This is a genomic window from Nonomuraea sp. NPDC054003, assembly GCF_055585125.1.
This window is the reverse complement of sequence record NZ_JBVJKR010000005.1, coordinates 291,036-312,456: the sequence shown is the minus strand read 5'-3', so window position 1 is coordinate 312,456 and position 21,421 is coordinate 291,036. Positions and strand designations below refer to the sequence as shown.

The 21,421-nt window shown below is 74.2% G+C and carries 12 protein-coding genes; 5 read left to right on the top strand and 7 right to left on the bottom strand.

Translation table 11 applies throughout. The features are described from left to right. Positions 1–83 precede the first annotated feature (83 nt). The 4 genes from ACZ6YG_RS15100 to ACZ6YG_RS15085 all read left to right on the top strand — a co-directional run bounded on the left by ACZ6YG_RS15100 (position 84) and on the right by ACZ6YG_RS15085 (position 2,372). On the top strand, positions 84–845 hold the full coding sequence (locus ACZ6YG_RS15100; RefSeq protein WP_466018302.1) for an SDR family NAD(P)-dependent oxidoreductase: 762 nt from the start codon (positions 84–86) through the stop codon (positions 843–845). A 48-nt stretch (positions 846–893) separates the two neighbouring features. Then, the gene (locus ACZ6YG_RS15095) at positions 894–1,220 is read left to right on the top strand and encodes a dihydrofolate reductase family protein (protein WP_466018480.1); all 327 of its coding nucleotides are present in this window, start codon (positions 894–896) and stop codon (positions 1,218–1,220) included. Then, a complete protein-coding gene (locus ACZ6YG_RS15090) occupies positions 1,217–1,372 on the top strand; it encodes a hypothetical protein (protein WP_271279459.1) in 156 nt (51 codons plus the stop codon). Before ACZ6YG_RS15095 ends, ACZ6YG_RS15090 begins: the two co-directional genes overlap by 4 nt. Before the next feature lie 253 nt (positions 1,373–1,625). Then, on the top strand, positions 1,626–2,372 hold the full coding sequence (locus ACZ6YG_RS15085; RefSeq protein ID WP_466018301.1) for an MBL fold metallo-hydrolase: 747 nt from the start codon (positions 1,626–1,628) through the stop codon (positions 2,370–2,372). Between the two features lie 29 nt (positions 2,373–2,401). On the opposite strand, the gene ACZ6YG_RS15080 is transcribed toward ACZ6YG_RS15085, so the two are convergent. Genes ACZ6YG_RS15080 through ACZ6YG_RS15070 form a run of 3 tightly spaced genes read right to left on the bottom strand, consistent with a single transcriptional unit; the run spans position 2,402 to position 5,566 of the window. Then, entirely contained in the window at positions 2,402–2,821 is a 420-nt protein-coding gene (locus tag ACZ6YG_RS15080; protein WP_466018300.1) for a metalloregulator ArsR/SmtB family transcription factor, read from the bottom strand. After that, positions 2,818–4,134: an MFS transporter gene (locus ACZ6YG_RS15075; RefSeq protein WP_466018299.1), complete on the bottom strand. Its 1,317-nt coding sequence runs from the start codon at positions 4,132–4,134 to the stop codon at positions 2,818–2,820. Before ACZ6YG_RS15075 ends, ACZ6YG_RS15080 begins: the two co-directional genes overlap by 4 nt. 34 nt (positions 4,135–4,168) lie before the next feature. Further along, positions 4,169–5,566: an FAD-dependent oxidoreductase gene (locus ACZ6YG_RS15070; protein WP_466018298.1), complete on the bottom strand. Its 1,398-nt coding sequence runs from the start codon at positions 5,564–5,566 to the stop codon at positions 4,169–4,171. A gap of 228 nt (positions 5,567–5,794) precedes the next feature. Here ACZ6YG_RS15070 and ACZ6YG_RS15065 point away from each other — a divergent pair, with 228 nt between their 5' ends. Further along, on the top strand, positions 5,795–6,832 hold the full coding sequence (locus tag ACZ6YG_RS15065) for an LLM class flavin-dependent oxidoreductase (protein ID WP_148031539.1): 1,038 nt from the start codon (positions 5,795–5,797) through the stop codon (positions 6,830–6,832). 3 nt (positions 6,833–6,835) lie between these two features. Here the strand turns inward: ACZ6YG_RS15065 and ACZ6YG_RS15060 are convergent, their stop codons facing one another. From ACZ6YG_RS15060 to ACZ6YG_RS15045, 4 genes are read right to left on the bottom strand one after another with little or no spacing between them, the layout of a single operon-like run. Then, positions 6,836–8,104: an MFS transporter gene (locus ACZ6YG_RS15060; protein WP_148031538.1), complete on the bottom strand. Its 1,269-nt coding sequence runs from the start codon at positions 8,102–8,104 to the stop codon at positions 6,836–6,838. Further along, entirely contained in the window at positions 8,085–11,990 is a 3,906-nt protein-coding gene (locus ACZ6YG_RS15055) for an amino acid adenylation domain-containing protein (RefSeq protein WP_466018297.1), read from the bottom strand. The genes ACZ6YG_RS15060 and ACZ6YG_RS15055 overlap by 20 nt, the downstream gene beginning before the upstream one ends. Beyond that, entirely contained in the window at positions 11,987–18,328 is a 6,342-nt protein-coding gene (locus ACZ6YG_RS15050; protein ID WP_466018296.1) for an amino acid adenylation domain-containing protein, read from the bottom strand. The genes ACZ6YG_RS15055 and ACZ6YG_RS15050 overlap by 4 nt, the downstream gene beginning before the upstream one ends. After that, positions 18,325–21,417 (bottom strand): non-ribosomal peptide synthetase, encoded by a 3,093-nt coding sequence (locus ACZ6YG_RS15045; RefSeq protein WP_466018295.1) that lies wholly within the window; start codon positions 21,415–21,417, stop codon positions 18,325–18,327. Before ACZ6YG_RS15045 ends, ACZ6YG_RS15050 begins: the two co-directional genes overlap by 4 nt. Positions 21,418–21,421: the final 4 nt, after the last annotated feature.

Below are 21,421 nucleotides of genomic sequence, written 5' to 3'. Positions count from 1 at the left end.
AGTCGAGCTTACCTCCCGTCGGCGTGCGCGGCAACGCCTCCCTGCCGACCGCCTCCGCCGGGCCGCGTGCTAGCTTGCCGATCATGCCTGACTACCTGCAGAGCCTGTTCTCCCTCGCCGGGCGGCGCGCGCTGGTCACCGGCGGCAGCTCCGGCATCGGCTACGCCATCGCCGAGGCGCTCGGCCGCGCCGGCGCCGAAGTGGTGATCGTCGCCCGCGGCAAGGCCGGGCTCGACCGCGCCGCCGAACGGCTGCGCGGACACGGCGTCACCGCCGCCACGATCGTGGCCGACCTCGGCGACCGCGAGGCCGTGCGCCGCGTGTGCGAGCAGGCCGGCCACATCGACGTGCTGGTCAACGACGCGGCCAACAACATCCGCAAGCCCATGGCCGAGCTGACCGAGGACGACTACGCGCAGACCATCGCGGTCAACCTGACCGCCCCCTACCTGCTCGGGCAGCACTACGGGCCGCTCATGGCCGCACGCGGCTGGGGCCGCGTCATCAACATCGGCTCCCAGCAGAGCGTCCGCGCCTTCGGCGACAGCGGCGTCTACGGCGCCGCCAAGGCCGCGCTCGCCGGCCTCACCCGCTCCCAGGCCGAGGCATGGTCCGCCCAGGGAGTGTCGGTCAACACGATCATCCCCGGATTCGTCCTCACCCCGCTGACCGAGCCCGCCCAGGCCATCCCCGGCCGCATCGAGCAGATGGCCGCCCGTCACATGGCCGGCCGCAACGGCGTCCCCCAGGACTTCGCGGGCGCCGCGGTGTTCCTGGCGAGCGACGCCGCCGCGTTCGTCACCGGCCACCTGCTGTACGTCGACGGCGGCTTCTCGGTCCACTGACCCGGCGCCTTTACAAAGTAGATCACTTGACTCAGCCTCGACGGGTTCATCGCCCGGCCCGACGGCGACCTCGACTGGCTCGTCAGCAGGGGCGAGGCCGCCGGCGGCGACCTCGGCTACCAGGAGTTCACCGACGGCGTCGACACCGTCGTCATGGGCCGCGGCACGTACGAGACCAGGCTGGGCTTCGACCCCTGGCCGTACGAGGGCATGCGCGTCGCCGTCCTCAGCACCACCCTGGAGCAGGACGCCGACCCGCGTGTCACCGTCTACCGCGACCTCGGCTCCCTCGTGCGCGGCCTGGCCGCCCACGGCACGAAGAGCGTCTACGCCGACGGCGGCCAGGTCATCAGGACGTTCATGCGGGCCGGATGATCGACAACCTCACCATCACCACCGTGCCGGTGCTGATCGGCACGGGCGTGCCGCTGTCCGGCCCGCTGGAGGAGGACGTCGCGCTGACCCACCGGTCCACGCGGGTGCTCGGCGCGGGCGTCGTCCAGTCGACCTACGCCGTCGACCGGTGACCCTTCACCGGCCGGCCGCGCGGGGAACATCCGCGGCCTCCCCGTGGTTACATGACTCGTGGCCGGTGTGCCCAGTGTCCCCGGGCCTCACCTATCGCCTTCGCGGACTACCGTACGGCTGGAGCCGCGTTGAGCCTTTCGCCGAGAGGCGACACGCACACCGGTACGCACACGTATGGCTGAAGGCCCCCGCCGACCCGGCGGGGGCCTTCGCCGTTCCACGACCGTCACAGGGGACTGGCATCCTGTACGGGTGCGACAGGTGACCGTCCTCGGCAGTTGTGGTGCGTTCCCCGAGCCGGGCCGTGCCTGCAGCGGGTTCGCGGTGGACTGGGACGGTTACCGGCTGCTGCTCGACCTGGGCTACGCCACGCTGCCGCGCCTGCTCGCGCACTGGCCGGACGGCGCGGTTGACGCGGTCGTCGTCACCCACGAGCACCCCGACCACTGCGTCGACCTGCACGGGTTGTTCCGGATGCGTTTCTACGGCGACCCCGGTGGCCCACGGCTGCCGTTGTACTGCCCGCCGGGCGTGCTCGACCGGATCGGCGGGCTGGAGCCCGACGCCGACCTCCACGCGGTCTTCGATGTGCGTCCGCTGCCGGGCGGTCACCGGGTGGGGCCGTTCGCCCTCACGGGATTGTCGCTGCCGCACTATGTGCCCAACGCCGGCATCCGCCTGGAGGCCGACGGGGTCGTCCTGGCCTACACCGGCGACACCGGTCCGACTCCCGCGCTCGCCGAACTCGGGCGCGACGCCGACCTGTTCATCGTCGAGGCCACCGACCGCGACGGCGAGGCCGACCGCCCCACGCGCAATCTGCTCGCCTCCGCGGAGGCCGGTCAGTGGGCCCGCCGCGCATCCGCCCGCCGGTTGATGCTCACCCACTTCTGGCCGGGCAACGACCGGGCCGCCGCCGTGGCCGCCGCCCGCGAGGAGTTCGGCGGTGAGGTGTTCGCGGCCGAGGAAGGACTCACCGTCCCGCTCGGGGGAAACTGATCAACGAGCGAGGGCCGGTGCTCGGGGGCTCAGGTCGGGGTGACCGTGAGGTCCGCCGGACGATCGGAGCGGGAGCCGGGCTCGGTCAGCGGGGCGAAAAGGGCGCCCAGCTTGTTCACCGTCTCGGGGATGATCCAGTAGTAGACCCAGGTGCCGCGCCGCTCGCTGCCGATCAGGCCGGCGGTGCGCAGCACCTTCAGGTGGTGGCTGATGGTGGGCGCGGTCAGGTCGAAGGCGTCGGTCAGGTCGCACACGCAGGCTTCGCCGCCGGCGTGGGAGCCGATCATGGACAGCAGGCGCAGGCGGACCGGATCGGCCACCGCCTTGAGCAGGACGGCCAGCTCGGCGGCGTCGCCTTCGCTGAGCGGCCGGCGGGCGATCGGCGCGCAGCACGTCCCGGCCTGAGCGTCCTGGCTGCTTCGGGCGAGGGGCAGGGTGGTGGCGGTCATGCGGAAGCCTCCGGGCCTGACTGGTGTTTCGATGTTCGTCTAAATGATAGGCGGTGGTAGAGGGTCAGCGCCGCGGCGGCGGTCAGGCAGGTGAAGGCGACGCCGGCCATGACCCATCCGTAGCCGGCGGCCTGGGCCAGGGCCAGGGCTGCGGCCGGGCTCACGGCCTTGGCCAGGGCGGCGGGCAGGGCCAGGCGGCCGGACAGGCTGGCGTAGGCGGTGGTGCCGTAGCGTTCGGTCAGCAGGTGCGGCTTGGTGATGGTGGCCACGCCGAAGCCGAGCCCGAACATCAGCACCGCGGCGACGGCGCCCGCGGTGGTGGCGCCGATCAGCGGCAGCGCGGCGGCGCCCACGGCTTGCAGGGCGAAGATGGCGGCGGCGATCAGCGCGGCGGGCAGGCGGCGCTGCAGCCCGGTGGTGATCAGCCGTCCGGTGACCGACAGCACGCCGAGCAGCCCGGCCACGCCGGCGGCCAGCAGCGGCGGGTGGCCGAGGTGGATCAGATAGGTGATGAGCAGGACCGAGATGGTGGCCGTGCCGGCGCTGTGCAGGGTGAAGGCGGCGGCCAGCAGCGAGAAGGCCGCCTGGCGGGTGGCGGCGCGCACCAGCGCCGCCCGCTCGCCGGCCCCGGCCTGGGCCGAGTCACTCGCGTCCGACGGAGAAGGCTTCCCCGTCCGGGGACGGCCCACGGCCAGGAGGTGCAGCGGAATGGCCGCCGCGCCGTAGACGACGCCGAGGATGATCAGGGCCTGGCGCCAGCCGTACGCCTGGACCAGCGCGCCGGTCACCGGCATGAAGATGGAGGAGGCGAACCCGGCCACCACGGTGACCGCGAGCAGCGCCGTGGCGCGGGCCGGGGCGGCGAAGCGGGCGACGATCACGGCGAAGGCCGCCTCGTACAGCACCATGGCCGCGGCGACGCCGATGAGGACGAACACCGCGTACAACTGGGCCACGGTCCGCACCTGCGACCAGGCCAGCAGCGAGACGGCGCCCAGCACCGAGCCCGCCGTCATCAGGGCGCGGCCGCCGCGCGCGTCCAGCCAGCGGCCCGCCACCGGCGCGCCCAGCGCCGCGATGAGCACCGAGACCGTCAGCGCGAGCGAGACCCGCGAGGGGTCGGCGGCCAGGTCGCGGCTCATCGGCGTGAGCAGCACCGGGAAGCTGTAGTACAGCACGCCGAACCCGAGGGTCTGGGTGAGGGCCAGCGCCGCCACCAGGGGCCACCCCCTGCCCAGGCCGCGGCCGGGCGCGGGGCGGGCACCGCTCTCTCCGCCGGCCGAGGCGGCGGAGAGAGGATCGACGGCCGGCATAAGCGCTCCTTGGAAAAGAGGCGGTCGTCGGGGATCAGCCGCAGCAGCCGCCGCCCTGCGAGGCTCCGGCGGTCGCCAGCGGCAGCGGACTGCCTAGCAGGCCGCCGCTGATCCCGGTGGCCAGGCCGAGGCGCTGCTCCTGGGCCTCGGCCAGGCTGGAGGAGCACACGCCGGTCTCGGGCAGGTCGAGACGCACGTCCCGGGCGGCCTCCCAGTCGCCGGCCAGCGCGGCGACGACCGAGCGGGCCTGCTCATAGCCGGTGGCCAGCAGGAAGGTGGGGGCGCGGCCGTAGCTCTTGACCCCCACCGCGTAGTAGCCGTCCTCCGGGTGCGCGAGCTCGTCGGCGCCGTGCGGCGGCACGGTGCCGCAGGAGTGCGCGTTCGGGTCGATCAGCGGCGCCAGCGCCCGGGTGGAGCCGAGGACCGCGTCCAGGTCCAGGCGCAGCTCGCTCGCGATGGCGTGGTCGGGACGGTAGCCGGTGGCGGCCACGATCCGGTCGGCGGTGACGGCCTGCTCGGCGCCGGACGGATCGCGGCTGATCACCCGCGCCCGCGCGCCGTCGCGTTCGACGGCGTGCGTGAAGAAGCCGGTCAGCAGGCGGATGCGGCCGGAGGTGACGTGGGCGTGCAGGCGGGTGCCGAGCGCGCCGCGGGCGGGCAGCGCGTCCGCCTCGCCGCCGCCGTAGGTACGGCCGGCGTCGCCTGCGCGGATGGCCCAGGTGATCGGGGTGTCGTCGAGCTGGGCGAGCGCGAGCAGCGTGGTGGCGGCCGAGTGCCCGGCGCCGACCACCAGGACATGCTTGCCGGCGTACCGTTCGCGATCGGCGCCGAGCACGTCAGGCAGCGCGTGGTCGACCAGGTCCGCCGCGTCGGCCTCGCCGTGGGCGGGCAGGCCGGACGCGCCGAGCACATTCGGGGTGGCGTAGGTGCCGGAGGCGTCGACGACCGCACGGGCGTGCAGCTCGCCGCCGCCGGCCAGCCGGATCAGGAACGGCGCCCGCTCGCGGCCCGCCGTGCGGACCCGGTCGTAGCCGAGTCTGCTGATCGCGCTCACCTTCGCGCCCGTACGGATCCGGTCGCCGAAGAGCTTGGCCAGCGGCGCGAGATAGTCGTCGATCAGCTCGGTCCCGGTGGGCAGCCACTCGGGGTCGGGGGCGCTCCAGCCATCGGCTTCCAGCAGGCGGCGGGCGGCTGGGTCGATGTCGTACTTCCACGGGCTGAACACCCGCACGTGTCCCCACTGGGCCACCGAGGCGCCCGCCTGCTCACCGGCCTCCAGCACCACGAAATCGAGGCCCCGTTCGGCCAGGTGGGCCGCCGCGGCCAGCCCGACCGGGCCCGCGCCGACGACCGCGACGGGCAGGTCGTCGGACCGCACGGCCTGCGCACTCGGCTGGAGTTCGACGGCGGTGGGACCGCAGCATCCGCTCATGGTGCTTCTCCTCATGGTTCCGCGGGCCGCGACGGTCCGCGCTGTTTTGACAGTTGTCGAAGTAGCTTCTCCGACAGGATGGCCGACAACTTAGAGACATGTCAAATTAGAGGCACATCTAATCAGTACGTACCCGGAAGCGGTCCGTTCACGCGCCCGGCAGCGCTGGCGTCACCCGCCTGGATGGGAGAAAGTGGGGCAAGATCGGCATTCTTGGAGGAGGCGACTGTGCGACTCGGATTCAGCATCGGCACCCTCGGGCCCGTCGCGGCCACCCACGAGGCCCAGCTCTCGCTCGTCCGGGAGGCCGAGCGGCTCGGCTACGACTCGGTGTGGGCGTCGGAGGGGTACGGGGTGGACCCGGCCACCACGCTGGCCTGGCTCGCGGCCGGGACCGAGCGGATCCGCCTGGGCACCGGGGTGCTCCAGGCGACCGGCCGCACCGCCATCGCCGCCGCCATGGCCGCGGCCACCGTGGACCGCCTGTCGGACGGCCGGTTCCTGCTCGGGCTCGGCGCCTCGGGACCGCAGGTGGCCGAGGGCTGGCACGGCCACCCCTACCGGCGCCCGCTGGCCCACCTGCGCGACTACGTCGCCGTGGTCCGCACCGCGCTCGACGGCCGCCCCGTACGGCACGACGGGCCGGAGATCACGCTGCCGCTGCCCGGCAGCCGCGGCAAGGAGCTGACCATGCAGGCGGCGCCGGTGCAGCGGCCGCTGCCGATCCACCTGGCCGCCATGGGTCCCAAGGCGGCCGGGCTGGCGGGCGAGATCGCCGACGGCTGGCTGCCCATCCACTTCCCGCCGGAGCACGTGGCCGAGACCCTGGAGCACGTCCGTGCCGGGGCGGCCCGCGCCGGGCGCGACGCCTCCCGCGTCGAGGTCTCGCCCATGGTGATGGCCATGGTCGACGACGACGCCGACTACGCCCGCGACATGGTGCGGCCCATGCTGGCGCTGTACCTGGGCGGGATGGGCACGCGCGGGGTGAACTTCTACAACCGGCTGGCGCACCGGCTCGGCTTCGGGCCGGCCGCCGGGCGGGTCCAGGACGCCTACTTCGACGGCGACCTGGGTGCGGCCGTGGAGGAGCTGCCGGATGACCTGGTCGACGCCCTCACCCTGTGCGGCACCCCGGAGCGGGTGCGCGAGCGGCTGACCGCCTACCGCAAGGCGGGCGCGACCAGGCTGATCGTCGGCCTGAACGCGCCCACCCTGGAGGACCGCGCCGAGCAGCTCGCCTGGCTGGCGGAACTCGCCGCGTGACCCTCAGCTCCCGGCGGGAGCCGAGGGCAGCTCGCGCATCTTCGGGATCGGCGACCGCCACAGCACCACCATCGGCACCAGCGCCCCGATCACCGCCGCCACCAGCACCACCGGCCGCATCCCGAACGCCTCCCCGAGCAGCCCGGCCACCAGCGCGCCCACCGGCGCCGGCACCAGCCCCATCGCCCAGATGGTGGCGATCACCCGGCCGACCAGCTCGCGCGGCGCGGCCGACTGCAGCACCGTGATGTTGTTGACCACGAAGATCTGCGTGCAGAGCCCCACCAGCAGCTGCGACAGGCCCAGCGTGCCGAGCGCCAGCCACAGCGGCCCGCCGGCCAGCGGCACCAGGATGAGCGCGCTGTTGCCGATCACCGTGGACCAGAACATGGTCGGCCCCGGCCCGAACCCCTTCATCAGCCGCACCGACAGCCACGCCCCGGCCACCGCGCCGATCCCGCCGACCGCGAGCACCCCGCCGACCACCGCCGCCGGCAGGTCCACGACACCGAGCACGTACGGGATGTAGAGGGTCTGCAGGATGCCGATGTCGAAGAAGGAGTAGACGGCACTCGCGATCGCCAGCGGCCGGATGATCGGCTGGCTCATCACGAAACCGAACCCGGCCCGGATCGCCGAGATCATGCTGCCGCCGCTGTCCGGCGGGGGCGGGTCCTCCTTCTTGCGGATGAAGATCAGGCACAGCGCCGAGGCGACGTAGCTGATGACGTCGACCAGGATGATCAGCGGCGCGGAGCGGGCCGCCAGCAGCACCCCGGCCAGGCTGGGCCCGACCGCCTTGGACACCGAGTCGCTCAGCTGCAGCTTGCTGTTGCCGTCGCCCAGATGCTCGGGCGCCACCAGCAGCGGCAGGTACGACCGGTAGGCGATCTCGAACAGCACGCCGAACACGCCCATCACCAGGACGACCACGTACAGCCACCAGAGCGTGAGCATGTCCATCACGAACAGCAGCGGCACGGTGCAGAGCATGGCGGCGCGGATCACGTCGCTCCAGATCAGCACGGGCCGGCGCCGCATCCGGTCCACCCAGACGCCGACGACGAAGAACAGCACCATCGGCAGGCGGGCCAGCGCGCCGAGCACGCCCATCTCGGCGACGGAGGCGTTCAGCAGGAGGTAGGCGACGATGGGCATGGCCAGCACCGTCACCTGAGAGCCGACCAGGGACAGGCTCTCACCCGCCCATAACTTCAGGAAGTCCGGATTGCGCCACAGGGTGCCGGCGCGGTCAGTCGTCGGTGAGGCCATTGTCGATGCTGCTCCTTACCTCGGCGGCCGCCCGCGCGACCCGCGGCTCGTACATGACGGTGAAGCGCTCGCCGTGGATGGGCGAGATGCGCAGCCGCCCGGTCACGACGTCGCGCCAGCCCATGTCGTCGGGCGGCACGCCCTCGGCGGCGGGCGAGAACAGCAGCACGTCACCGTCGTAGGGGGCGTGCCGGTAGTAGCCGACGGCGTGCGCGTTGGCGCGGAAGACGGAGACGAAGCGGCGCGCCTGGCGCAGGTCGGCCGCGTCGGGCTGGAGAGTGTCGGCGCGGGCGGCGGCGTCGATGACGGCCAGCAGCCGCTCGTCGGGGTCCAGCCGGTGCAGCTCGTCCAGGTCGACCTGGACCCTGCCGCCCGCCAGGGCGTGGGTGAGCAGCACGGCGTCGTCCTCCAGCGAGGCGCGCAGCACCGGCTCGGCGGCGTCGGAGTAGAACAGCACCACCAGCGGCACCCGCTCGCCGCGCTCGCGCAGCCGGCGGGCGGTCTCCAGCGCGATGTTGCCGCCGATGCAGTAGCCGCCGAGCACGTACGGGCCCTGAGGGCGGACCCGCAGCAGGTGCTCGGTGTAGTCGTCGACCATCTCCTCCAGCGTCTTGTGCGGCTCCTCGCCGGGGGCGAGCCCGGCGGCCTGGACGGCGAGCACGGGCTGGTCGGCGCCGAGGTGGCGGGCGAGCGGCAGGTAGCGGAACACCTGGCCGCCCAGCGCGTGGAACAGGAAGATCGGGATCCGGTCGCCGGTGGGGCGCAGCGGCACGATCCGCTCGGGAACGCCGTCGTTGTCGTGCGGGCGGCGCAGCTCGGCGGCCAGCAGGGCCACGGTGGGGGCGGTGAGCACGGCCTGCAGCGGCACCTCGCGGCCCAGCTCCTTGCGCAGCCGCATGGTCAGCCGCAGCGCCAGGAGCGAGTGTCCGCCGAGGGCGAAGAAGTCGTCGTGCACGCCGACGGAGTCCACGCCGAGCGTCTCCTCCCAGGCGGTGGCCAGCCGGGCCTCGAACGGGTCGCGCGGCGGCAGGTACGGGGGCCGCCCGGCCTCGCCGGGCTCGGGCAGCGCGGCCCGGTCGAGCTTGCCGCTGGTGGTGACGGGCAGCTCGGCCAGCCGCACCCACGCCGACGGGATCATGTGATCGGGCAGGTGCCGCCGTAACGCGGCAGCCAGCTCGGCACCGGGATCCTCGGGCTGCGCGGGGTCGGCGGGGGTGTAGGGGACGACGTAGCCGACGAGGCGTTCGCCGCGCAGGACGACGGCGGCGGCGCGTACGGACGGGTGGGCGGTCAGCAGGGACTCGATCTCGCCCAGTTCGACCCGCTGGCCGCGGATCTTCACCTGGAAGTCGGTGCGGCCCAGGTACTGGATCTCGCCGGTGGGCAGCCAGCGGGCCACGTCCCCGGTGCGGTACAGGCGCGTGCCGGGCGGGCCGTACGGGTCGGGTACGAAGCGTTCGGCGGTCAGCGCGGGCCGGTTGACGTAGCCGCGGGCGAGCTGGACGCCGCCCAGGCACAGTTCGCCCGGCGTGCCGACCGGCACCCGGCGGCCCTCGGCGTCGAGCACCTCCAGGCGGGTGTTGGCGACCGGCCCGCCGATGGGGATCACGGTCTCGCCCGGCTGGCAGGCGTGCCAGGTCACGTCCACGGCCGCCTCTGTCGGGCCGTACAGGTTGTGCAGCTCCGTGCCGGGCATCCGCTCGTGGAAACGCGCGGCCAGCTCCGGGGAGAGCGCCTCGCCCGAGCAGATGACCCGCCGCAGCGGCGGCAGCTCGGGCTCGTCCAGGAACACCTCCAGCATCGACGGCACGAAATGCGCCACACCGGCGCGGTGCCCGGCGGCGAGGGCGGCCAGGCGGGCGCTGTCGCGGTGGGCGCCGGGCTCGGCGACGACCATCCCGGCGCCGGTGATGAGCGGCCAGAACAGCTCCCACACCGACACGTCGAACGACAGCGGCGTCTTGTGCAGGACCCGGTCCTCGCCGGTCAGCGGGAAGGTCTCTTGCATCCACCGCAGCCGGTTGACGATCGCCCGATGCGACACCCCCACCCCCTTCGGACGTCCCGTCGACCCCGACGTGAAGATCACGTACGCGAGCGCGTCCGGATGGACGGCGACCTCCGGCGTCGTGTCGGGGGCGGGACCGTCGAGAGGCAGCACCACCACCCCGGCGGGCAGACCGGCGTCGGACGACGGCGGGTCGCCGTCGGTGAGGACGATGCGGGCGCCGGCGTCCTCGATCATGTGGGCCAGCCGTTCCGGTGGCAGGCCGGGCTCCAGCGGGAGGTAGGCGGCGCCCGCGCCGAGCACGCCGAGCAGCGCGGGCAGGAGGCCGGGGCCGCGGTCCAGGTGGAGCCCGACCACGTCCCCGGGACAGGTGCCGGCGGCGGCCAGCCGGGCGGTGACGGCGCGGGCGCGGGCGGCCAGCTCGCGGTAGGTGATCCAGGTGCCGTCGTAGCAGACGGCCGGCGCGGTGGGGGTGCGGGCGGCCTGCGCGGCGAACAGCTCCGGGAGGGTCGCCTCCGGGTACGGCCGCGCGGTGGCGTTCCACCGGCCGATCTCCCCGGCGTCCGCCGTCAGGAACGGGTCCGCCCGGCGCGGATCGGCGGCGCTCGTGGTGGCCAGGCGCAGGGCCGTCAGGTAATGGCCGCCGACGCGGGCGATCTGCGCGGCGCCGAACTGGGCCCGGTCGTAGGTGATGACCAGGTCGAACCCGCCGTGCTCGCGCGAGCGGGTGAACGCGGCGGTGAACGGCAGGTCGGTCTGCTCGAAGAACTCCTGGCCGACGATCTCGGCGCCGGGCATGCCGCGGTAGACGTGGAAGTCGCGGTAGTCGAAGAGCGCGTCCAGCATCGGCGAGCGCCCGGACAGCCGCTGGATCTCGAAGAGCGGGAACTGCCGGTGCGGCAGCAGCGCCACCTCGGCGTCGAACACCCGGCGCACCAGCTCACCCCAGGTGGGCGCGGCCGTGTCGAGGCGCAGCGGCACCGTGTTGAGGAAGAGGCCGAGCACCTCCTCTCCCGCCTCGCTCTCCGGCCGGCTGTGCGTGACCAGGCCGGTCATCACCTCGTCCTCGCCAGTGACCAGAGCCAGCACCCGCAGGTGGGCGGCCAGCATGACGGTGCGCACCGGGACGGCGAGCTCGCGGGCCACCTCGGTCACGCGGGCGAGCAGGGCGGGTTCCAGCGGCAGGCGCAGCACCTCGACGCCGTCGCCGTCCCGGTGCTCGGGCAGCCGCGGCAGCCGCGTGTCCGGCGCGTCGTCCACCCGGGCCTGCCAGAAGTCACGGGTCTGGGCGCAGGCCACGACGGCGCGCTCGCGGGCCACCAGGTCGCGGAAGGCCGCGGCGGGCGGGGTCACCGGCAGCGGCTCCCCGGCCAGGCGGGCGTGGTAGCGGCGGAACAGCTCGGTGACGAGCGTGGCCACGCTCCACCCGTCGAGGATGGCGTGGTGGAAGCTCAGGCTGAACGCGAACAGCTCGCCGGGCAGCAGGTGCGCGTGCGCGCGGGCCAGCGGCGGCCGCGACCAGTCGAAGGGGCGCCGTTTCTCCTCCTCCGCCCAGCGCGCCACCCGTTCGTCCGCGTCCGGGACGCCCGACAGGTCGGTCACGGCGAACGGCAGTGTGGCCGAGCGGTGCACGAACTGCAGCGGCTCGCTGAACCCGGTCATGTCGATCGAGGTGCGCAGCACCGGGTGCCGGGCGGTCACCTCGGCCAGGGCGGCCTCGAACGCTTCCCGGTCGAACCGGCCGCGCAGCGTGATCGTGGTCAGGTCGTGGTAGGTGGCCGCGTCCGGCTCGTAGGCGCTGTGGTAGAGCATGCCCGCCTGGAGAGCGGCCAGGGGGTAGGCGTCCTCCAGGCCCCGGGCCCCGGTCGTGACAGTCATCGCGCCTCGCCTTCCAGCATCCGTGCCAGGTCCTCGGGGTCGAGCAGGCCGAACGGCGCCGCGGCCCGCGGTTCGGCGGCCGGCGTGGCCGGTTCCAGCCGGGCGGCCAGCTCTCTGACCGTCTGGTGCAGGAACAGCTGTTCCAGCCGTACGGCGTAGCCCGCCTCGCGCAGCCGGGAGACCACCTTGAGGCTGCGGATGGAGTCGCCGCCGACGGCGAAGAAGTTGTCGTGCGCCGACACCCGCGCGAGGCCGAGCACGCCCTGCCAGGCGGCGGCGACGGCCAGTTCAGCGTCGCCCTCCGGGTCGGCGTGGGCGGCCGGGTCGGGGGCGGACGGGTCGGGCAGCGCGTCGCGGTCGAGCTTGCCGCTGCGGTTGAGCGGCAGCGCGTCCAGGATCGTCAGCGTGGCGGGGACCAGGTGGCCGGGCAGCCGCTCGCGCAGCAGGGCGTGCCACCGCGCCGGGTCGTGCTCGCCGGGGTCCGGCACCACGTATCCGGCCAGTCGCAGGCCGGCCCCGTCGGCGACGGCCCGCGCGGCGGCGGCGCGGACGCCGGGCAGCGCCGACAGCGCGGCGTCGATCTCGCCCAGTTCGACCCGCATGCCGCGGATCTTGACCTGGTGGTCGGCGCGGCCCAGGTACTCGATCTCGCCGTCGGGCCGCCATCTGGCCAGGTCGCCGGTGTCGTACAGCCTGCCGCCGGGCGGGCCGTGCGGGTCGGGCGCGAACCGTTCGGCGGTCAGGGCGGGCCGGCCGACGTAGCCGCGGGCGAGCTGGACGCCGCCGATCCACAGCGTGCCGGGGACGCCGACGGGCACCCGGTTCATGCGCTCGTCGAGGATCTCCAGGCGGGTGTTGGCGACCGGCCCGCCGATGGGGATCACGGTCTCACCCGGCTGGCAGGCGTGCCGGGTGACGTCCACGGCCGCCTCCGTGGGGCCGTACAGGTTGTGCAGCTCCGTGCCGGGCATCCGCTCGTGGAAGCGGGCGGCCAGCTCCGGGGGCAGCGCCTCGCCCGAGCAGATGACCCGCCGCAGCGGCGGCAGGCCGGGTTCGTCGAGGTAGGCGTCGAGCATGGACGGCACGAAGTGGACGGTGCTGACGTCCCCGGCGCCGAACAGGCGGGTCAGGTAGCCGGGGTCGGCGTGCCCGCCGGGATCGGCGACCACCATCCCGGCGCCGGTGATGAGCGGCCAGAACAGCTCCCACACCGACACGTCGAACGAGAACGGCGTCTTGAACGCCACCCGGTCCTCGCCGGTCAGCGGGAAGGCGTCCTGCATCCACCGCAGCCGGTTGACGATCGCCCGGTGCGACACCCCCACCCCCTTCGGACGTCCCGTCGACCCCGACGTGAAGATCACGTACGCGAGCGCGTCCGGATGGACGGCGACCTCCGGCGTCGTGTCGGGGGCGGGCTCCGTGAGGGGGGTCGCGTCGAGGAGGACGGGGGTGATGCCGGAGGGCAGGAGGGCGTGGTGGGTGGTGCTCGTGATCGCGAGACGGGCGCCCGAGTCGGACAGCATGGCGGCGAGCCGGGCCGGCGGGTGGTCCGGCTCCAGCGGCAGGTAGGCGGCGCCGGCGGCGATCACCGCGTGCACGGCGACCACCAGGTCCGGCCCGCGTTCCAGGCACACGCCGACGACCCGGTCGGGTCCGGCGCCGAGCGCGCGCAGCGTGCGGGCCAGCCGGTCGACCCGGACGGTGAACTGCTCGTAGGTGAGCCACTCCTCCCCGTGGCGCACGGCGGGGGCGTGCGGGGTGCGCGCCGCCTGGTCCGCCAGCAGGCCGGCGAGCGTCGCGCTCTCGTACGGGGTGGCGGTGTCGTTGGCCCGCAGGACCGTCTCCAGCTCTCCGGGCGTGAGCAGCGGCACCTCGCTCACGGGACGCCCGGGCGCGGCCACCGCCCGGGTGAGGAAGGCGCGGAAGTGGTCCGCGAACCGCTCCATCCGGTCGTGGTCGAACACGTCGGTGGCGTAGTGCAGCACCCCCGTCAGCCCGTCACCGGCCTCCTCGATCACCAGGTGCAGGTCCGCCTGGGTGACGCCGGGGTCGATGTCCAGGGTGCGCAGCGACACCCCGGCCGCCTCGGGCGGGGCGGGCGGCACGTTCTGGTAGGCGAGCATCACCTGGAACAGCGGGTTGCGGGCCAGGTCGCGCTCCTCGGCCAGCTCCCGCACCAGCACCTCGAACGGCAGCTCGGCGTGGTCGTGCGCGTCGAGCACCCGTTCCCTGGTGCGCCGGACCAGCTCGCCGAAGCCGGGGTCGCCGGACAGGTCGCCGCGCAGCACCAGCGTGTTGAGGAACAGTCCGGCCAGTTCCTCGACGTCCGGGTGCGCCCGGCCGGACACCGGCGTGCCGATCGGGATGTCGTCGCGTCCGGTGTAGCGGGCCAGCACCGCCTGCAGCGCCGCCAGCAGCACCATGAACGGCGTCGCCTGCCGCTCCGCCGCGAACTCCCGCACCGCGGCGACGGTGTCCGCGTCGATGCCGAACGTCAGCCTGCGGCCCGCCATGCCCGCCGGCCCGTGCCGGTGCCGGTCCGCGGGCAGGTCCAGGGTGGCGGGCAGCCCGGCGAGGGTGTCCTTCCAGTACGCGAGATCGTCCGTACGTTCGCCGGCCCGGCGGCGGTGCCAGGCGGCGAAGTCGCGATAGCCGGCGGGCAGGGCGGGCAGGTCCGGCGGGGTGCCGGTGACGCGGGCCCGGTAGAGCTCCATGAGGTCGCGCAGCAGGATCGACAGGCTCCACCGGTCGGCGCTCACGTGGTGCAGGGTCAGGAACAGGTCGTGCTCCTCCCGGCTCCGCCTGACGAGGACGGCTCTGGCGAGGGGGCCGGTGGCGAGGTCGAACCGGTGGCGGGCCTCCCGGCGCCCGATCTCGTCCTCGTCCGTCCCGCCGGGAGCGGGGAGGGGGCGGACGGCCAGGCGGGGTCTGCGGGTGCCCTCTTGGAGGTGCGGTTCGCCGTCGGCGCCGGTGATGACGAGGCGGAGGGCGTCGTGCCGGTCCACCAGGTCGTCGAAGGCGGCGGCCAGCGCCTCGACGTCGAGCGGCCCGGTCAGGCGTTCGGCCCAGGCCACGTTGTAGGCGGGGTTGCCGGGATCGAGCTGGTCCAGGAACCACAGGCGGGCCTGGGCGTGCGACGGCTCCACCGGCCCTTCGGCGGCGGGGATGGAGGCGGCGTGCGCCGAGGTCAGCAGGGGGGCCAGCCCGGCGATGGTCGGCGTCTCGAAGCAGCGGCGCAGCGTCACCCGCGCGCCGAACTCCTCCCGCATCCTGACCACGAGCCGCATCGCCAGCAGGGAGTGGCCGCCGAGGGTGAAGAAGTCGTCGTCCACGCCGATCCGGTCCCTGCCGAGCAGGCCGGTCCAGACGGCGTGCAAGGTGTGCTCCTCCGGCGTGCGCGGCGGCCGCTGCTCGCGGGCCTCTTCCGGCGGGGGCGGCGGGAGGGCCTTGCGGTCGAGCTTGCCGCTGGGCAGCACCGGGAAGCCCTCCACCGTCACGAACGCGGCCGGGATCATCGCCTCCGGCAACCGCGCCCGCAGAAACCCCCTCAACGAACCAGGATCAACCCCCGAACCCGCACCAGGCTGGACATACGCCACCAGACCACGACCACCCGGAGCGTCATCACGCACCACCACCACCGCACGACCCACCCCCGGACACTCCCCCAGCACCGCCGCAACCTCATCCGGCTCGACCCGCACCCCCCGCACCTTCACCTGATCATCAACACGCCCCAGATACTCCAACTCCCCCGACGCACACCACCGCACCAAATCCCCCGTCCGATACAACCGCCCCCCACCACCACCGAACGGATCCGGCACAAATTGCTCCCCCGTCAACCCCGCACGACCGTGATAACCCCGAGAAACCCCCACCCCACCCAGCAGCAACTCACCCGGCACCCCCACCGGAACCGGACACAACCCCCCATCCACCACATACACCGACGTATTCGCCACCGGCGTGCCGATGGAGCCGCCTGCGTCGCCCGTGACCCGGTGCCCGGTGGACCACACGGTCGTCTCGGTCGGCCCGTACAGGTCCCACAGCTCGTCCGTCACCTTCAGGAGCCGGGCGGCGAGCCCGGCGGGCAGCGCCTCGCCCGTGGAGATGATCCGGGGGACGCGGGCGGCGAGCGCGGGCAGCAGGCCCTCCAGCATGGACGGGGTGGCCTGGACGGTGTGCACGTCCCCGACCAGCCGGTGCACCCGCTCGATCTCGGCGGAGGAGGCCACCACGACGGTCCCGCCGGTGACCAGCGGGCCGAAGATCTCGATCATCGCGATGTCGAACGACACCGACGTCAGGAACAGGTACCGCTCCCCCGCCGCCGGGCCGGGCTCCTCGCGGACGTGTCCCAGCAGGCTGACCAGGCCGCGGTGCGGCACCACGACGCCCTTGGCCCGGCCGGTCGAGCCGGAGGTGTAGATCAGGTAGGCGGCCTGGTCCGGGTGCGCGCCCGTACCGAACTCCTCCCCGTCCGCGGGGAGGTCTTCGAGCAGCAGGCGGCCGGGCCGGTCGGGGAGGCGGGCCTGGAGTGCGGCCGTGGTCACGGCGAGCGCGGCCCCCGAGTCGGCGAGGATCCCGGCGAGCCGCTCCGGCGGGTAGCCGGGGTCCAGGGGGACGTAGCAGCCGCCAGCCTTGAGCACCCCGAGCAGGGCGGCGACCAGGTCCGGGGTGCGGGGCAGGCACACGCCCACCCGGGTCTCGGGGCCGACGCCGAGCCGCCGCAGCCGCGCGGCCAGGCGGGCCGCCTTCGCCTCCAGCTCCGCGTACGTCAGGACGCGGCCGTGCGCGTCGGCCACGGCGGGCGCGTCCGGGGTGCGGGCGGCCTGCTCGGCGACCAGCTCGTGCACGCCGCGTTCCGGGTACGGGAGAGCCGGGCCGTCGCCTGCCCGCAGGGTGCGCTCCTGTTCGTCGGCGGGCATGAGCGGAAGCTCCGACAGGCGCAGGCCGGGATCGGCGACGGCGGCTGCCAGCAGGGTGCGCAGGTGGCCGGCCAGGCGGGCCATCCGGTCGTCGTCGAACAGGTCGGTGGGGTAGTCGAGCACGCACAGCAGCCGGCCGTCGGGGCGTTCCTCGACGATGAGGTCCAGGTCGAACATGGCGGTGCCGGGCCGCACGTCCAGCCGTTCCAGGCGCAGGCCGCGCGCGCCGCCGGGCAGCGGCGGGGTGTTCTGGTAGGCGAGCATCACCTGGAACAGCGGGTTCCTGGACAGGTCGCGGCCCGCCGACAGCTCCTCCACCAGGGTCTCGAACGGCGGGGCAGCGTGTTCGAACGCGCCCAGCGCCCGCTCCCGGGTGCGCTCCACCAGCTCGGTGAAGCTCGGGTCGCCGGACAGGTCGCCGCGCAGCACCACGGTGTTGAGGAACAGGCCGACGGTGTCGTCGAGCGACGGGTCGGGGCGGGCCGAGACGGGCGTGCCGATCGGGATGTCGGTCTGGCCGGTGTAGCGGGCCAGCAGCGTCTGCACGGCGGCGGCCAGCACCATGAACGGGGTGGCCCGGTGTCCGGCCGCCAGCGCGCGCACCCCGTCGGCGGTCGGCCGGTCCAGGTCGAACGGCAGCCTGCGGCCCGTGTTGTGGCGTACGGGCGGGCGGGGACGGTCGGCGGGCAGGTCGAGCACGTCGGGCAGCCCGGCGAGGGTCTCGCGCCAGTGGGCGAGGTCGCCGTCCCCGCCGGCGGGGCGCGACCGCTGCCAGGTGGCGTAGGCGGCGTAGCCGGTCGGCGCCGCAGGGAGCGGGTCGCCGGCGTGCAGCGCCAGCAGGTCGCGCAGCAGGATCGCCACGGACCAGCGGTCGGCCAGGATGTGGTGCAGGGTCAGGATCAGGCGGTGTTCCCGCTCGGCGACCCGGAGCAGGCGGGCCCTGGTGAGGGGGCCCGTGTCCAGGGCGAACCGGTGCCCGGCCTCGCCGAGGGCCGCCGCGTCCGCCTCGGCGGGGGTGACGTGTTCGACGGTGAGCGCGGGCCTGACGGGGCCGGGCGCCTGCCAGGGCTCGCCGTCCTTGAGCGTGACCACGTACCCGAGTACGGGGTGGCGGTCCACGAGCGCGTCGAACGCCGCCGCCAGCGCGGCGGCGTCCAGCGGGCCGTCGATCCGGTACGCCCAGGACAGGGTGTAGGCGGGGTTGCCGGGGTCGAGCTGGTCGACGACCCAGAGCCGGCGCTGCGCCTCGGTCAGCGGGGCGCCCAGCCGGGGGTCGGCGTGCGGGATCGCCGGAGTGGGCGGGCTCGGCCGGCGGCGGCCGAGGAGGCGGGCCTCGAGTGCGGCCCGCTGGTCCGGGCTGAGCGCGGCCAGGCGCTCGCGGATCCCTTCGGCGTCGCTCACCGCTCCTCCTCAAGAAGCTCCAGATCGGTCCCGAGCGCGTGCTCGAGTACGGCCAGCGCCTGCTCCTCGACGGTGGTGGCGTCGAAGCAGCGGCGCAGCGGCAGTTCCACGCCCAGTTCGTCGGAGATCCGGGCGATGAGGCGGACCACGAGCAGGGAGTGGCCGCCCAGCTCGAAGAAGTCGTCGCGCGCTCCGACGCGGTCCCGTCCGAGCAGGTCGGACCAGATGGCGGCCAGCGTCTCCTCCGCGGGGGTGCGCGGGGGCACGAAGGCGGGGGCGGTGCCGGGGTGCGGCGGTGGGAGCGCGTTGCGGTCGAGCTTGCCGCTCGGCAGCACCGGGAAACCGTCCACCGTCACGAACGCCGCCGGGATCATCGCCTCCGGCAACCGCGCCCGCAGAAACCCCCTCAACGAACCAGGATCAACCCCCGAACCCGCACCAGGCTGGACATATGCCACCAGACCACGACCACCCGGAGCATCGTCACGCACCACCACCACCGCGCGGCCCACCCCCGGACACTCCCCCAGCACCGCCGCAACCTCATCAGGCTCGACCCGCACCCCCCGCACCTTCACCTGATCATCAACACGCCCCAGATACTCCAACTCCCCCGACGCACACCACCGCACCAAATCCCCCGTCCGATACAACCGCCCCCCACCACCACCGAACGGATCCGGAACAAACCGCTCCCCCGTCAACCCCGCACGACCGTGATAACCCCGAGAAACCCCCACCCCACCCAGCAGCAACTCACCCGGCACCCCCACCGGAACCGGACACAACCCCCCATCCACCACATACACCGACGTGTTCGCCACCGGCGTGCCGATGAGGATCGTGGTGGCGTCACGCGGCACCCGGTAGGCGGTGGACCAGATGGTGGTCTCCGTCGGGCCGTAGAAGTTCCACAGCTCCCCGGCCACCTTCAGCAGCCGCGCCGCCAGGTCGGGCGGCAGGGGCTCGCCGCCGAGGATGAGGCGCGGCAGGCCGGGCGGCAGGTGCCCGGCGACCAAGCCGGCCACCGAGGGGGTGAGCTGCACCAGGTCCACCCCTTCTGCCGCGCGACCGGCCTGGCGGGGCACGCGGGAGGTGTCGTCGGGGGCGACGACGAGGGTGCCGCCGGACAGCAGCGGCGTGAAGATCTCCAGCGCGGCGATGTCGAAGGACAGCGACGTCATGAGCAGCGCGCTGCCGCCGCCGACCCGGCGGATCACGTCGGTGACCAGGTTGACGACCCCCCGGTGCGGCACCTCGACGCCCTTGGGCCGCCCGGTCGAGCCGGAGGTGTAGATCAGGTAGGCCAGGTTGTCCGGACCCACCCGTACCGGCGTCGCGGACGGCCCTTCCGGCGGCCGGTCCAGCAGGAACACCGGCGGCCGGTCGGCGGGCAGGTCGCCGGCCAGGCGCGAGGTGGTGATCAGCAGCCGCGCGCCGGAGTCGGCCAGGATGTACGACAGCCGTTCCGCCGGGTACGCCGGGTCCAGCGGCAGGTAGTGGCCGCCCGCCCGCAGGACCGCCAGCAGCGCCACCACTAGTTCGGCGTCGCGGGGCAGGCACAGCGCCACGCAGGTCTCGGCGCCCACGCCGGCCGCCGCCAGCCGCCCGGCCAGCGCGCGGACGCGCTCGTCCAGCTCGGCGTAGGTGAGCGTGCCGCCGGCGAGGTCGCGGAGCGCGACCGCGTCCGGCGTGCGCGCGGCCTGCTCGGCGACCAGCTCGTGCAGGGTCTCGACGGGGTACGGTGCGGCGGTGGCGTTCCAGCCGGTGAGCAGCTGCCGTTCCCGTTCCGGCGTCATCAGCGGCAGCCGCGACACCCGGATGCCCGGGTCGGCGGCGGCGGCCTCCAGGACGAGCCGGTACGCCGCGGCCAGCCGCGCCACCGTGTCCGCGTCGTACAGCTCGGTGCTGTACTCGAAGTAGAGGCCCGCGCCGGAAGGGGTCCTGACCACGTCGAGGCCGAGGTCGTGCTGGGCGGTGCCGTTGGGGAACTGGCCGCGCGAGTCCATCGGCAGCAGGTTGAAGCCCACCTGGTACAGCGGGGTGCGGCTGGGGTCGCGGGCCGGCCGCAGCGCCTCCACCAGCCGGTCGAACGGCACGTCGGCGTGGTCCAGCGCTTCCAAAACGGTGCCCCGCACCCGGTCCAGCAGCTCGTCGAAGGACGGGTCGCCGGACAGGTCCGTGCGCAGCACCAGCGTGTTGACGAACATGCCGATGACCGGCTCGAACTCGGGCAGGTCCCGGCCGGCGACCGGCGAGCCGACCACGACGTCGTCCTGGCCGCCGTAGCGGGCGAGCAGCGCCTTGAACCCGGCCAGCAGCACCATGAACAGGGTGGCGCCGCGCCGCCTGGCCAGCTCCTCCAGCGCGTCGACGAGATCCCCGGGCAGGGTGCGGGCGTACTCGTCGCCGGCGTGGCCGCGGGTCGCCGGGCGCGGCCTGTCGGTGGGCAGGCCGGTGTCGCCGGGCAGCCCGGCCAGGCGTTCGCGCCAGTAGCCGAGCTGGCCGGCGAGCACGCCCCCGGCGAGGTGCTCGCGCTGCCAGGCGGCGTAGTCGGCGTACTGGATGGGCAGTTCGGGCAGGTCCGGCTCGCGGCCCTGGCCGAGCGCGTCGTGGATCTCCTTCAGCTCACTGGTGAAGACGACGCCGGAGCGGGCGTCGAACACCGCGTGGTGCACGACCAGCACGATCCGCTGCAGCTCGTCGCTCATGCGGACCAGCCGCGCCCGCCACAGCGGCGGCCGGTCCAGGGCGAACGGCCTGCGCGCCTCGGCCAGGGCCAGGGCGCGGAACTCGCGTTCGGCCCGCTCGGGCGGCAGGCCGCGCAGGTCGGTGCAGGGCAGCGTGACCGGCAGGTCCACCTGGACGACCTGGACCAGGTCGCCGTCCTCGGTCGCCAGCGACGTGCGCAGCGTCTCGTGCCGCCCGACGACCTGGCGCAGCGCGTCCAGGCACCGCTCCGGGTCGCTGCGGCCGGGCAGCTCGATCACCGCGTTGACGTGGTGCGCGGGCGCGTCCGGGTCGAGCCGGGCGAGGAACCACAGGCGTTCCTGGGCGTACGAGGCAGGCAAGACGTAGGTGCCGGTCACGGCC